The sequence below is a fragment of the Aeromonas simiae genome, from assembly GCF_014892695.1.
Lineage (GTDB): Bacteria > Pseudomonadota > Gammaproteobacteria > Enterobacterales > Aeromonadaceae > Aeromonas > Aeromonas simiae.
Genome location: NZ_CP040449.1, coordinates 1,917,838 through 1,932,183, shown reverse-complemented (window position 1 = coordinate 1,932,183; position 14,346 = coordinate 1,917,838). Strand labels below are relative to the sequence as shown.

The following is a 14,346-nucleotide window of genomic DNA, read 5'->3' as shown; positions in this document are numbered from 1 at the left end:
CTGGCGCCGTTTTTTTATCGGGCGCAGCAAGAGTCTTGCCGCCGCCTGCCGTGGCTGTTAACGTCCAGAGCAGGTCCGCTTTTTTGCTTACGTACAGGATGTCTATGAAGTCGTTATCCCTTGAGCCGATCGCCCGCGTGGCAGGCACTGTCAATCTGCCCGGCTCCAAGAGCGTGTCCAACCGCGCCTTGTTGCTTGCCGCCCTGGCGCGCGGCACCACCCGTCTTACCAACCTGCTCGACAGCGATGACATTCGTCACATGCTCGAGGCACTCACCCTGCTCGGGGTGCGCTATCAGCTCTCGGCCGACAAGACCGAGTGCACCGTGCATGGCCTGGGTCGCAGTTTTGCCAGCAAGGAGACGGTGCGCCTGTTTCTTGGCAACGCCGGCACCGCCATGCGCCCCTTGTGCGCCGCCCTGTGTCTGGGATCGGGTGAATACCTGCTGACCGGTGAGCCGCGCATGGAAGAGCGCCCCATCGGCCACCTGGTCGATGCCCTGCGCGAAGCCGGTGCCCATATCCAATACCTGAAAAACGAAGGTTTCCCGCCGCTGGCCATCGATGCCAAGGGGCTGTGGGGTGGCGACGTGCACGTTGACGGCTCGGTCTCGAGCCAGTTCCTGACGGCGTTTTTGATGGCGGCCCCGATGGCGGCCGGCGATACCCGCATCCACATCAAGGGGGAGCTGGTCTCCAAGCCCTACATCGACATCACGCTGCACATCATGAAGCAGTTCGGGGTGGTGGTGGAGCACGACAACTACCAAACCTTCTACATCAAGGGCAATCAGACCTACGTCAGCCCGGGGGATTTTCTGGTAGAGGGGGATGCCTCGAGCGCCTCTTACTTCCTCGCCGCCGGCGCCATCAAGGGCAAGGTGCGGGTCACCGGGATCGGCAAGCACAGCATTCAGGGCGATATCCACTTTGCCGACGTGCTGGAGAAGATGGGCGCGCGCATCACCTGGGGCGATGATTTCATCGAAGCCGAGCAGGGCGAGCTGCATGGCATCGACATGGACATGAACCACATCCCGGATGCGGCCATGACCATCGCCACCACGGCGCTGTTTGCCGAGGGGCCGACCACCATCCGCAATATCTACAACTGGCGGGTGAAAGAGACCGATCGCCTGAGCGCCATGGCGACCGAGCTGCGCAAACTCGGGGTCGAGGTCGAAGAGGGGCACGACTACATTCGCGTCACCCCGGCCGCGCACTTGCAGCATGCGGCCATCGACACCTACAACGATCACCGCATCGCCATGTGTTTCTCCCTGGTGGCCCTCTCCGATACGCCCGTCACCATCAATGATCCGGGCTGTACCTCAAAAACCTTCCCCGATTATTTCGCCAAGCTGGCCTCCATCAGCGTGAGTGAGTGACCTTCCGGCCCGCCTTCTGGCGGGCCTTTAGCATGCTTTATGTATCTTGCAAGATTGCTATCGAAAATATTTTTTAGTGTGATGTAATTTTCTATTTACACATGGCGGTGTGCGGGCTAGATTGGAATTTCTTCGTTGTATGCATTTACGCAGGAAACCATTATGCAGCACCAAACCGACGACGTTCGTATCAAGGAAATCAAAGAGTTACTGCCACCTGTCGCGGTGCTGGAGAAGTTTCCGGCCACCGAAACTGCCAGCCACACCGTCTATGAGAGCCGTCAGGCCATCCACCGGATCCTCAATGGCGAGGACGATCGCCTGCTGGTGGTGATCGGCCCTTGCTCCATCCACGATACCCAAGCCGCCATCGAGTACGGCAAGCGCCTGCTGGCTCTGCGTAATGAGCTCAAGGGTGAGCTGGAAGTGGTGATGCGGGTCTATTTCGAGAAGCCGCGCACCACGGTCGGTTGGAAGGGGCTCATCAACGATCCCTATCTCGACAACAGCTGCCAGATCAACGACGGTCTGCGCATCGGTCGCAAGCTGCTGCTTGATCTCAACGACATGGGAATGCCGACCGCCTCCGAGTTCCTCGATATGATCACCCCCCAATATGTGGCCGATCTGATGAGCTGGGGCGCCATCGGCGCGCGTACCACCGAATCCCAGGTGCACCGCGAGCTGGCTTCCGGCCTCTCCTGCCCGGTTGGCTTCAAGAACGGCACCGACGGCACCATCAAGGTCGCCATCGATGCCATCGGCGCTGCCAGTGCCTCCCACCACTTCCTGTCGGTGACCAAGTACGGTCACTCGGCCATCGTCGCCACCGCTGGTAACCCGGATTGCCACATCATTTTGCGTGGCGGCCGCGAGCCGAACTACAGCGCCAGCCACGTGGCCGAGGTGTGCACTGGCCTTGAGAAGTCGGGCCTGCCGCAGAAGGTGATGATCGACTTCAGCCACGCCAACAGCAGCAAGCAGTTCAAGAACCAGATGCTGGTGGCCGAGGATGTAGCGGCTCAGATCGCCGGGGGCAGCCAGGCCGTGTTCGGGGTCATGGTGGAGAGCCATCTGGTGGAGGGGCGCCAGGATCTGAAAGAGGGTTGCGAGCTGACCTTCGGCCAGAGCATCACCGATGCCTGCATCGGCTGGGAAGACACCGAGCTGTTGCTGCGCCGCATGGCCGCCGCCATCAAGGCGCGCCGCGCCTAAGGCGCATCGGATAGAGAAAAGGGCTGCCATGGGCAGCCCTTTTTATTGCGCTCAGGATTGGGATGGCAGGGGGAACGCCAGGCGAATGCGTGAATGGCATGGGCTTAGTGCCCGTATGTGCCGTGGCGCAAGGTCACTACGCGATGGCTGGCGCAGGCGTTCAGTGCCGACCAAGAGGGCTATCCCCGGATGGCGCGCTGATCTGCGGGGCTATTTTTGCTCCTCCACGCGCACGCTGAGGCTGCCCTCGGCGAGGCGAACCGACAGCGGCTGGCCGATGTGGGTGTCTGCGGCACGCTGCACGACCTTGCCCTGCTCGTCACGCAAGATGGCGTAACCGCGCCCCAGGGTCGCCAGCGGGCTCACTCCATCAAGGCGAGCGGCCAGCATGCCGATGCGGTGGCTGCGTGTGGCCAGCAGACGCGCCATGGCGCTGCCAAGGCGCTCGGCCGCCAGTTGCTGATGGCGGCGCCCCTCTTCGATGCGGCGCTGCGGGGTGTGGCGCTCAAGGCGTTGTGCCAGTTGGCCAAGGTGGCGCTCGCTGCCTTGCAGTTGGCGCTGCATCTGGCGCTCGAGGCGCAAGGCCAGCTCGTCGAGGCGCTGCGACTGCTGCTCTAGCGTACGCTTGGGATCGCGATGTTCAAGGCGCTTGCCCAGCAGGGCGAGATGGTGACGACGCTCTTGCAGCTGCTGCGCGATGGCGCGATGCAGGTTTCGTGCGAGGACGGCAAGGCGCTCGCGCACTTGCCCCTGATCCGGTGCCACCAGCTCGGCAGCGGCCGACGGGGTGGGGGCGCGCAGATCCGCTACGAAGTCGCTGATGGTCACATCCACCTCATGGCCCACCGCACTCACCACCGGGATGCGGGAGTGGGCGATGGCGCGCGCGACCGCCTCTTCATTGAAACACCAGAGATCTTCGAGTGAGCCACCGCCACGGCCGACGATGAGCACATCCACCTCGTCTCTGCGGTTGGCCGTGTAGAGGGCATGGACAATCTGGCCGATGGCCGCCTGACCCTGAACCTGGGTCGGGTAGATGATGACGGGCAGGGAAGGGGCGCGTCGGCGCAGCACGGTGAGCATGTCGTGCAGCGCCGCCCCGGTGGCGGAGGTAATGATGCCGACTGCCCTAGGCTGGGTGGGCAGCGGACGTTTGCGCTCGGCGGCAAACAGCCCTTCGGCGGCAAGGCGCTGCTTGAGCTCCTCAAAGCGCATCGCCAGCACTCCGTCACCGGCCGGTTGCATGCTCTCGATGATGAGTTGGTAGTCGCCGCGCGGCTCGTAGAGGGAGACGCGCGCCTGCACCAGCACCTGCATGCCATCGCGTGGGCGCATGGCGACCCGGCGGTTGCTGCCCTTGAACATGGCGCAGCGCACCTGGGAGGAGAGATCCTTGAGCGAGAAGTACCAGTGGCCGGAGGCGGGCATGGCGAGGTTGGAGATCTCCCCATTGAGCCAGACGGTGCCGAGCTCGTGTTCGAGCAGCATGCGTACGGCGCTATTGAGGCGGGTGACGGTGAAGACCTGGGGTTGGGTGGATGAGTGCAAGGCAAACCCTTAGTTGGTCGGTGGCAAGAGATAAACGCGCCTTATCTTACCTCAGGGCCGCGCGCCTGCCGAGGCTAACCGCCGCCAAAAGGGTCAATGAGCAGAGTGATTTGCCTGAGTTGACGGTAGATGGCCGGGTCGCTCGACATCGGCACTCGCCCCGCTTTTTGCGCCGCGTTGATGCCGGCTTGGCATACCTGAGGGTCTCCCTTGTCAGCAATCATGGCGGTGATGGCCCCATCGTTAGCCAGGGTCAGGGTCAACCGACAGGTTTTACCTCTCATTGCTGGGTCGGTTTTCATGTGCCGGCGAAGCGTATCGACGATCAAGGCGCCATAGTGTTCCACTTCTGAACGGGGCCTCCGATGTAATTGAGCTTCCAATTCCATGCGGGCCGCCTGTCGCTTGGCCTCTAAATCCGCGTGATTACGAATATCGCCAGTGTCACTGGTGGCGGACGAGGTTTGCTGGGAGAGGGAATAAAAAGAGCGAAGGGTAGGTTCCCACTTCGCATAGTAATAGCCACTCGCGATACCGGCTGAAAATCCAATCATGAGCGCGAGCACTGTGTTTAATCGAAACCTAATTTCTCGGGACATGCTGGTGCTCTCTTATTGTGAATCACGCTGTTTCTCTCAAGCAAATTAAATGACCTGATGAAAATGCCGTGAAAATAGCACAGGCACGACAATGACATGCCATTTTTATATGTGTTTTTTTATTTGAACGCCCCCCATTTTAATGGGAAAGACATAAGAATGTCAGAATAATCCCAGTCTATCTTATTGATTACCCTTCTTTATTTTGAAAGCGCTCTCAGTCACAAATATCAGAGAGTGAACCCGATAAGGGTCACATTACGCATTTATCTACGACAAGAAAACGTTTTTCCTCTCTAGACTGAACCCGCTCATCTGATGTTCGGGCGGTTGCAGGTGGGAGCGTCATGCCGGAACGCGGGTCCGGCATATTACTTAAAAGAAATAAAGGATTATCAATGGCTAAATGGATAATCGCCGCTGGCTTGTTTGGGTCGCTCGTGATCCCTCCGAGCGCTGGTGCGGCAGAATGGTTCTTCCGGGGCACCCCGAATGGTTGGGCGGCGACCGCCATGACGTCAAGCGACGGGGTGAATTTTGAGACTTGCCAACTGTTCCAGGCAGGCGATGCCACGGGCGGTCCCCGCTTCAAGGTGGACAGGTATGGCAACTGGCAGCAGAGCTATCCGGGCGCTGACTATGTGGTCAACGCTAATACCCATTACCAGGTACGCATCAATACCAGTAATAACGCCGTCTCCGCGACGGAAGTCGCCAGCTGCGACAGCCAGGGGTTTGCCAAGACACTGCCGCAGTTGCAAGTGCGTGGCACTTTCAATGGCTGGGCCAGCACGGCGATGACGCTGGTGGCCGATCACCTGTGGCAGGTGGACGTGCAGATGAACGGCCAGGCCAACCAACGCTTCAAGTTCGATCAGGCGGGGGATTGGGCCACTAACTTTGGCGACAGCAACGGCGACGGCGTGCTGGAGCGCGGTGGCAACGACATCCTCTGGAGTGGCACCGGTGCGGTGCGCCTGCAAGTAAACGATCAGACCATGGCTTACAGCGTGACGGCGCTGGGAGGCGACAACCAGGCTCCGCTCGCGGTGATCACCCCGGGTGGCACGGTGCAAGTGGCGATCGGTGACAGCCTGACCCTGAGTGCTGCCGACTCCACCGATCCGGATGGCCAGATTGTCAGCTACCTCTGGAGCAGCGGTGAAACCACCGAAAGCATCGTCATCAACACCAGTAAGGCGGGCACCTATCCCTATACCCTGACCGTCACCGACGATCAGGGCGCCAAGGCCAGCAGTAGTGTGAGCGTGGTGGTCAAGGAGACGGTGGTCACCGACAAGTGGTACTTCCGCGGCACCCCCAACAACTGGGGCACCACGCCGATGGAGAGCAGCGACGGGATCACCTTCTGTACCGAGCAAAGTTTTGGGGCGAGCGATCCCCGCTTCAAGATTGACCACAAGGGTGACTGGACCGAGACCTATCCGGCTCAGGATTACAAGGTAACGGCCAACACCAGCTACCGCATCTGCTTCGATGCCACGACCAAGGCGATCGCCCTCGATACGTTGTTGGGGGTCGATGCCCAGGCGCCGACCGTCAGTGCATCGCCGGCGGCGGGCTCCTATACCCAGTCCCAGTCGATCACCCTGAGTGTGAGCGACGATCAGGACAGCGCGCCCAAGGTCTATTTCACCACCGATGGCAGCAAGCCCTCCACCTCATCCCCGCTCTACGCCGGTCAGGCCATCGTGGCGAGCGATAAGGGCAGCGGCGCCGATCTGGTGATCAAGACCCTGAGCGTCGATGCCACCGGCAATCAGCGCGAGCAGAGCTTTAGCTACTACATCGGCGAGCAGAGCGTGGCCAGCGGTGATTTCCGTGGCGAGAGCATCTACTTCCTGATGACGGCGCGCTTCTATGACGGCGACAGCAGCAACAACTACTACAACCGTGACCGCTACAAGGCGGGCGATCCCCATTGGCGTGGCGACTTCAAGGGTCTTATCGAGAAGCTCGACTACATCAAGGATCTCGGCTTTACCGCCATCTGGGTCACCCCGCCGGTGGAGAACCGCTCTGGTCTCGATTATCACGGCTACCACGCCTATGACTTCTACCGGGTCGATCCCCGTCTCGAGTCGCCAGGCGCCGGTTACCGCGAATTTATCCAGGCCGCCCACGCCAAGGGGATCAAGGTGATCCAGGACGTGGTGGTAAACCACTCGAGCCAGTACGGCTTGCGCGGCAAGGTATGGATCGATCATCTGCCCATCAAATACTACGTCCCCAAGGGCTCCCAGCAGGGCATGATTGACAATGGCCCCTATCAGGGCAACCTGGGTGATTACGCCAGCACCAACCGCTGTGACGATGACAACCCGGTCGCGCCTGACTGGTACCGTGCCCGTTGCCAGTCTGATCCGACCGGCACCACCCCGCTGATCGATCCCAAGACCGGTGCCACCGTGCCGAGCCCTGGTTACGATCCCAACCGCTTCTTCGCCATCGACGCTCAGGGGTTGGATCCGAACTGGTATCACCTCGACGGCTTCATGTCGGGCGGTGACTGGGAGGCGCAGCTCTCCTTGCAGCGCAAGCACATGGCAGGGGATTGCATCGATCTGGCGACCGGTAACCAGAACGTCAAGGACTACATCAACGGCGCTATCCACCAGTACCTCGACATGGGGGTGGATGCCATTCGTGTCGATACCCTCAAGCACATTGAGCGTGATGAGCTGCTGACCTATATCCACAATTGGCAGGCTTACAAGCCGGGTCTGTTTGTGTTTGGTGAGAACCTGGTCAAGGGTACCGGCTGGGGTTCGGAGATCGCCAACGACAACGCGTCGGCGGTGATCCGTCCCTGGTGGTATACCCGTACCACGCCGAACCCGGCCGATCCCCGTGCCGGCGGTGATTCGGGTCTCTCTGTGCTCGATTTCTCCCTCTTCTCGACGTTCCGTGACAACGTCACCAAGGGGAACTTCGGCGGGGTGGGCGGCATCTTCTCCATGGACTGGGTCTATGGGGATGCCACCAAGCTGGTGACCTTCTTCCAAAACCACGACGTCGGCCCGGATAACGACTTCAAGTACCGCTACGGCGGGGAAGAGGGCAATGCGGCCATGACCTATAACCTGCTGTGGACCGCGCGCGGCATCCCGACCCTCTATTACGGGGAAGAGGTGATGTTCCAGGCCGGCAAGCCGCAGGACATCGACGGGGCCACCATGACCGTCGATCAGACCGGTCGTGCCTACTACGGGGATGTGCTGGATAACCCGGCCACGGCTTCTCATCCGCTCTACCAACACATCAAGCGCCTGAACCAGATCCGCAAGGCCGTTCCGGCCCTGCAAAAGGCGCCGATGAGCCAGGTCAACGAGTGGGGAGCAGGGGTGAGCTTCGTGCGTGATTTGAGCGCCGAGGGGAGCTACGCGGCCGTTGGCCTCGCAGCCAACGCTGCCCAGCAGGTCACCATGAGTGGTCTCAAGAACGGCAGCTACACCGATGCCGTGACCGGCACCACCCAAAATGTCAGCAATGGCAGCCTGAGCTTCCAGGTTCCGGCCTACTCGGCCCGTATCTGGGTTCTGAACGGCCCCGGCAAGGTGGGGGCTGATGGCAAATACCTGAAGTAAGGTAAGTCATTGACGTGAAAGAGAGAGCCGGCCCCTTGGGCCGGCTTTTTTATCTCTGATCGCCGCGGATACCTGTGTTGCACTTAATTGGCGTGCGGCAGTGCACCATCTTTGTGCGTTTACCTAGCAGTGGAGGAGGGAAAGCAGAAAGAGAAGTAGGAAAATCATTAAAATACAATCAATTGCAATGTTGAAGACCAAGTGAGCCCCCGTTGGGGAGCGACATCACGCAGATATGCTGCCTAGCCCGGCGAGGGGCGGCTCACGGCGGTGTTATGAGCTGATACTTTCAATATGGATAGCGATAAACACTAAAGTTGAAAGGTGGTGCCATTTCATCATCCGGTTGGTGCTCTTTTTGCTGGGATAAGCACTCGAAGGGAGGGGAAAGCGCCGCCTCTTTTCACGGCGCAACTCATAGCACGACTTCATGGCACGACTCACAGCACAACGTATGGCACAACAGGAAGGTGTGTGATGGCAAGCGATGCGACGCTGGTATTACCCTCGCGCGATAAGGGGGTGGCCCATACGCTCAAGGACGATCTCTACGGCATGCTGCTCGGGGTCATGTTCATCGCGGTGGGGCTCAATTTACTCAAATGCTCGGGGATGATCACCGGTGGGGTGGCTGGTATTGCGCTGCTCATCGGCCATTTCAGCTCACTCTCCATCGGAATGCTGTTTTTTCTGGTCAATATCCCGTTCATGATCTTCTGTGCCTGCTGCATGGGGCGGGCCTTTACCCTCAAGACCCTGGCGGTGAACCTGGCGCTCTCGCTGGCGACCGAGGCGGTGCCGCAATTGATGCAGGTGAGCTATGTGCATCCGCTCTTTGCGGCGCTGGTGGGGGGCACTTTTCTCGGCATGGGGGTGCTCTCGTTGGCCCGCCACGATGCCTCGGTTGGCGGCACCGGTGTGGTGACGCTGTGGTTGCAGCGCAGGGCGGGGATCAATGCCGGCAAGAGCCAGTTGCTGCTCGATCTGCTGGTGTTTGCCCTGTCGCTGCTGACCCTCTCCTGGCCCCTGCTGCTGTGGTCCAGCTTAAGCGCATTGGCCATGAACGCCATGTTGATGAATTGGCACAAGCCGGGCCGCTACAACGGCAAATCGTGAGGGGAGGGCGGCTGAAAAGTGAACTATTGGGACGTTGAGGCCGAATCGTACCCCAACGGCAAAAAAGAGCCTCTTTTCGCAAAAAAGAGCATGGTTACGGCTGTATTTGTTGGTCTTTTGCCGCGTTGGACTGACAAAAGCGCGATATGTCGTAAAAAATTCAAAAATTGTCCTTTACGGCATGGGGTTTCATCGGTAGAATTCGCCGGCAATATTTTACACCCCCACTTCACAGGTGAGATATTGCCATGCTCAGGATTGCCAAAGAAGCGCTGACCTTCGACGACGTGTTGCTGGTTCCCGCCCACTCCACCGTTCTCCCCAATACCGCCGATCTGCGTACCAAGCTGACTGCCAAAATCAGCCTGAACATTCCCATGATCTCCGCCGCCATGGATACCGTGACCGATGCGCGTCTTGCCATCGCGCTGGCCCAGGAAGGGGGTATCGGCTTCATCCACAAGAACATGTCCGTCGAACAGCAAGCTGCTGAGGTGCGTAAGGTCAAAAAATACGAGAGCGGTGTCGTTTCCGACCCGGTGACCGTACGTCCTGACATGACCATCGCCCAAATCAAGGAGCTGAGCCACAAGAACGGTTTCGCCGGTTATCCGGTGGTGACCGACGGCAACAAGCTGGTCGGTATCATCACCGGCCGTGATGTGCGCTTCGTGACCGACCTCTCCCTCACCGTCGAACAGATCATGACCCAGAAGGACCGTCTGGTGACCGTCCGTGAAGGGGCCTCTCGTGAAGAGGTGGTGGGCCTGATGCAGAAGAACCGCATCGAGAAGGTGCTGGTGGTCAATGACGCGTTCACGCTCAAGGGCATGATCACCGTTAAAGATTTCCAAAAAGCCGAACGCAAGCCCAACGCCTGTAAGGACGAGCAGGGCCGCCTGCGCGTCGGTGCTGCCGTGGGTGCCGGTGCCGGTAACGAGGAGCGCGTTGCCGCCCTGGTTGAGGCCGGTGTCGACGTGCTGCTGATTGACTCCTCCCACGGTCACTCCCAAGGGGTGCTGGATCGCATCAAGGCGACCCGCGAAGCCTATCCGGAGCTGCAAATTATCGGTGGCAACGTGGCCACTGCCGCTGGCGCACTGGCGCTGGTTGAGGCCGGTGTCAACGCCGTCAAGGTCGGTATCGGCCCTGGCTCCATCTGCACCACCCGCATCGTGACCGGTGTCGGCGTGCCGCAAATCACCGCTATCTCTGATGCCGTGGACGCCCTGGCTGGCACCGGCGTACCTGTTATTGCTGACGGTGGTATCCGCTTCTCCGGCGACATCGCCAAGGCCATCGCTGCTGGCGCCAACTGCGTCATGGTGGGCTCCATGTTTGCCGGTACCGAAGAGGCACCGGGCGAAATCGAGCTCTACCAGGGGCGCTCCTTCAAGTCTTACCGTGGCATGGGCTCCCTCGGTGCCATGTCCAAGGGCTCGAGCGATCGCTACTTCCAAAGCGACAACGCGGCTGACAAGCTGGTGCCGGAAGGGATCGAAGGGCGTGTGCCGTACAAGGGCCGCCTCAAAGAGATCATCCACCAGCAGATGGGCGGCCTGCGCTCCTCCATGGGCCTGACCGGCTGCGGCACCATCGACGAGATGCGTACCAAGGCTGAGTTTGTGCGCATCAGCGGCGCCGGGATGAAAGAGTCCCACGTCCACGACGTGACCATCACCAAAGAAGCGCCCAACTATCGGATGAGCTGATCAAAGCGGGGCCGTGTGCCCCGTTTTGCCAACGTTTTGTAACCCCACACCAGCCTGAAACAGGACGAACATGAGTAAAAATATTCACGATCACCGTATCCTGATCCTGGATTTCGGTTCCCAGTACACCCAACTGATCGCCCGCCGCGTGCGTGAAATCGGCGTTTACTGTGAACTGTGGGCCTGGGACGTCACCGAAGAGCAGATCCGCGAATTCAATCCCAACGGCATCATCCTCTCCGGCGGCCCGGAATCCGTCACCGAAGCGGGCAGCCCGCGCGCGCCTGAGTATGTCTTCAACGCCGGCGTGCCGGTGTTTGGCATCTGCTATGGCATGCAGACCATGGCCGAGCAGCTCGGCGGCAAGGTGGCTTCCTCCACCGAGCGCGAGTTTGGCTATGCCCAGGTCGAGGTGATCGGCCAGAGCGCGCTGCTGCGCAATATCGAAGACGCGCTCAAAGACAATGGCAACGCCATGCTGGACGTTTGGATGAGCCACGGCGACAAGGTGGTGGCCATCCCCGAGGCGTTCACCACCATCGCCCAGACCCCGACCTGCCCGCATGCGGCCATGGCGTGGGAAGAGAAGCAGTTCTATGGCGTGCAGTTCCACCCTGAGGTGACCCACACCCGCCAGGGCGCCCGTATCCTCGAGCATTTCGTGAAGGATATCTGCGGCTGCGAATGCCTGTGGACCCCGGCCACCATCATCGACGACGCCGTTGCCCGCATTCGCGAGCAGGTGGGTGACGACGAGGTGATCCTGGGCCTCTCCGGCGGCGTGGACTCCTCCGTGGTTGCCATGCTGGTGCACCGCGCCATCGGCGATCGCCTCACCTGCGTCTTTGTCGACAACGGTCTGCTGCGCCTGAATGAAGGCCAGCAGGTGATGGACATGTTCGGCGATCACTTCGGCCTGAACATCATCAAGGTCGATGCCGAAGAGCGCTTCCTCTCCGCGCTGGCCGGTATCGACGAGCCGGAAGCCAAGCGCAAGACCATCGGTCGCGTCTTTGTGGAAGTGTTCGACGACGAAGCCAAGAAGCTGAAAAATGCCCGCTGGTTGGCCCAGGGTACCATCTACCCGGACGTCATCGAGTCGGCAGCCAGCAAGACTGGTAAGGCCCACGTCATCAAGTCTCACCACAACGTCGGCGGCCTGCCGGAAGAGATGAAGATGGGGCTGGTCGAGCCGCTGCGCGAGCTGTTCAAAGACGAAGTGCGCCGCGTCGGTCTCGAACTCGGCCTGCCTTATGACATGCTCTACCGTCATCCGTTCCCGGGCCCGGGTCTGGGCGTGCGCGTCCTTGGCGAGGTGAAAAAAGAGTATTGCGATATCTTGCGCCGCGCCGATGCCATCTTCATCGAAGAGCTGCGTAGCGCCGATCTCTATAACCGCGTGAGCCAGGCGTTCGCCGTGTTCCTGCCGGTGCGCTCGGTCGGCGTCATGGGCGATGGTCGCAAGTATGACTGGGTGGTTGCCCTGCGCGCCGTCGAGACCATCGATTTTATGACCGCCCACTGGGCTCACCTGCCGTATGACTTCCTCGGCCACGTGTCGAACCGCATCATCAACGAGATCAACGGTATCTCCCGCGTGGTGTACGACGTCTCCGGCAAGCCGCCCGCTACCATCGAGTGGGAATAATCCCGCGTTAGGCAATAGCTGGTAGTAACTAGCAACAAACAACACCTAAGCCCATGTTTACATGGGCTTTTTTGTTTTTAAGACCTGCATTATCTGGCAACATCTGGCAGCGGTAAGCACCGCTTGAGTATGGTATTTGGGATGGTATTATCAATTTAGGATGCCATGAATGATGGCTGATACCATGCGATGACTCTTTGTTAGTTCATGGTATCAGATTTCAGTAACATGCTGTTTTATATGAAATAAATGACATTTTTCTGGTTTGTTTTTTACATGGTATCAGAATTGATAAAGGATCTGGCAAATGTTGACCGATACCAAGCTGCGAAACCTCAAGCCTCAGGACAAGCTCTACAAGGTGAATGACCGTGATGGTCTCTATGTGGCCATCACGCCAGCAGGCTCTATCTCGTTTCGTTACAACTACTCGGTAAATGGCAGACAAGAGACGCTTACCTTTGGCCGCTACGGGGCAGGTGGTATCACGCTGGCTGAAGCTCGCGAACGGTTGATAGCAGCCAAGCGAATGCTGGCTGATGGCAAGTCACCAGCGAGAGAGAAAGCTCGGAACAAGGCGCGGGTAAAGGATGCGGAAACATTCGGTGCTTGGGCTGAGAAGTGGCTTAGGGGCTACCAGATGGCTGAGTCCACTCGGGATATGCGCCGCTCTGTCTATGTTCGGGAGTTGGAGAAAGCCTTCGGCAATCAGAAACTAGCCGAGATCACCCATGAAGATTTGCGCATTCTGACCGATGCCATTGTCGAGCGCGGTGCACCGGCTACCGCTGTCCATACACGTGACATAGTGCTTCAGATTTACCGTTGGGCGATTGAGCGTGGGCAGAAGGTAGAAAATCCGGCCGACATGGTGCGGCCTTCGAGTATCGCTAGATTTGAACCGCGAGATCGGACTCTGTCTCCGGAGGAAATCCGGCTTATGTACCACTACATGGAGCGGATCGGCACATCACCGACCATCCGTGCCGCCGTGAAATTGCTATTGCTGACCATGGTGCGTAAAAGTGAGCTGACTAATGCGACCTGGAGCGAGATCAATTTTAGCGAAGCGCTCTGGACTGTCCCCAAGGAGCGGATGAAACGACGTAACCCCCACCTGGTATTCCTGTCGCGCCAGGCCTTGGATATTCTGATCGCCTTGAAGACATTTTCTGGCGGTTCAGACTTTATTCTGCCATCTCGCTATGACTCGGATCTGCCGATGAGCAGTGCCACGCTGAATCGTGTGATGACACTGACCTACGAGCTGGCACAGAAGGAAGGAAAGCCACTTGCTAAGTTCGGGCCCCATGATCTGAGACGGACGGCCAGTACCCTGCTACATGAGGCTGGCTACAACACCGACTGGATTGAGAAATGCTTGGCTCACGAACAGAAGGGCGTTAGAGCTGTTTACAACAAAGCCGAGTACCGCGAACAGCGCACTGCCATGTTGCAGGACTGGGCGGATATGATTGATGAATGGACGGCTTAATATGGCAGGAAATT

General features: G+C 59.2%; 9 protein-coding genes. 7 read left to right on the top strand and 2 right to left on the bottom strand.

Annotated elements, in window-relative coordinates:
* Positions 1-104 precede the first annotated feature (104 nt).
* Positions 105-1,388 carry a 3-phosphoshikimate 1-carboxyvinyltransferase gene (gene aroA, locus FE240_RS09145; protein ID WP_193004296.1) on the top strand — a complete coding sequence of 428 codons (1,284 nt, stop codon included), beginning with the start codon at positions 105-107 and terminating at the stop codon, positions 1,386-1,388.
* Between the two features lie 162 nt (positions 1,389-1,550).
* The gene (gene aroG / locus FE240_RS09140) at positions 1,551-2,603 is read left to right on the top strand and encodes a 3-deoxy-7-phosphoheptulonate synthase AroG (protein ID WP_193004294.1); all 1,053 of its coding nucleotides are present in this window, start codon (positions 1,551-1,553) and stop codon (positions 2,601-2,603) included.
* A gap of 210 nt (positions 2,604-2,813) precedes the next feature.
* Here the strand turns inward: aroG and xseA are convergent, their stop codons facing one another.
* Both xseA and tolA read right to left on the bottom strand, forming a co-directional pair.
* Positions 2,814-4,094, bottom strand: a complete 1,281-nt coding sequence (xseA, locus tag FE240_RS09135; protein WP_264293203.1) for an exodeoxyribonuclease VII large subunit — start codon at positions 4,092-4,094, stop codon at positions 2,814-2,816.
* 134 nt (positions 4,095-4,228) lie between these two features.
* Positions 4,229-4,753, bottom strand: a complete 525-nt coding sequence (gene tolA, locus FE240_RS09130) for a cell envelope integrity protein TolA (protein ID WP_193004290.1) — start codon at positions 4,751-4,753, stop codon at positions 4,229-4,231.
* A 398-nt stretch (positions 4,754-5,151) separates the two neighbouring features.
* On the opposite strand from tolA, the gene FE240_RS09125 reads away from it, so the two are divergent.
* The 5 genes from FE240_RS09125 to FE240_RS09105 all read left to right on the top strand — a co-directional run bounded on the left by FE240_RS09125 (position 5,152) and on the right by FE240_RS09105 (position 14,332).
* Positions 5,152-8,361, top strand: a complete 3,210-nt coding sequence (locus FE240_RS09125; protein WP_226799093.1) for an alpha-amylase family glycosyl hydrolase — start codon at positions 5,152-5,154, stop codon at positions 8,359-8,361.
* A 477-nt stretch (positions 8,362-8,838) separates the two neighbouring features.
* Positions 8,839-9,477, top strand: coding sequence for a YitT family protein (locus tag FE240_RS09120; RefSeq protein ID WP_193004288.1), 639 nt, complete (start codon positions 8,839-8,841; stop codon positions 9,475-9,477).
* 248 nt (positions 9,478-9,725) lie between these two features.
* On the top strand, positions 9,726-11,189 hold the full coding sequence (gene guaB, locus FE240_RS09115; RefSeq protein ID WP_042045271.1) for an IMP dehydrogenase: 1,464 nt from the start codon (positions 9,726-9,728) through the stop codon (positions 11,187-11,189).
* 70 nt (positions 11,190-11,259) lie between these two features.
* Entirely contained in the window at positions 11,260-12,837 is a 1,578-nt protein-coding gene (gene guaA / locus FE240_RS09110) for a glutamine-hydrolyzing GMP synthase (RefSeq protein WP_193004286.1), read from the top strand.
* A 307-nt stretch (positions 12,838-13,144) separates the two neighbouring features.
* Positions 13,145-14,332, top strand: a complete 1,188-nt coding sequence (locus tag FE240_RS09105) for a tyrosine-type recombinase/integrase (RefSeq protein WP_193004284.1) — start codon at positions 13,145-13,147, stop codon at positions 14,330-14,332.
* Positions 14,333-14,346: the final 14 nt, after the last annotated feature.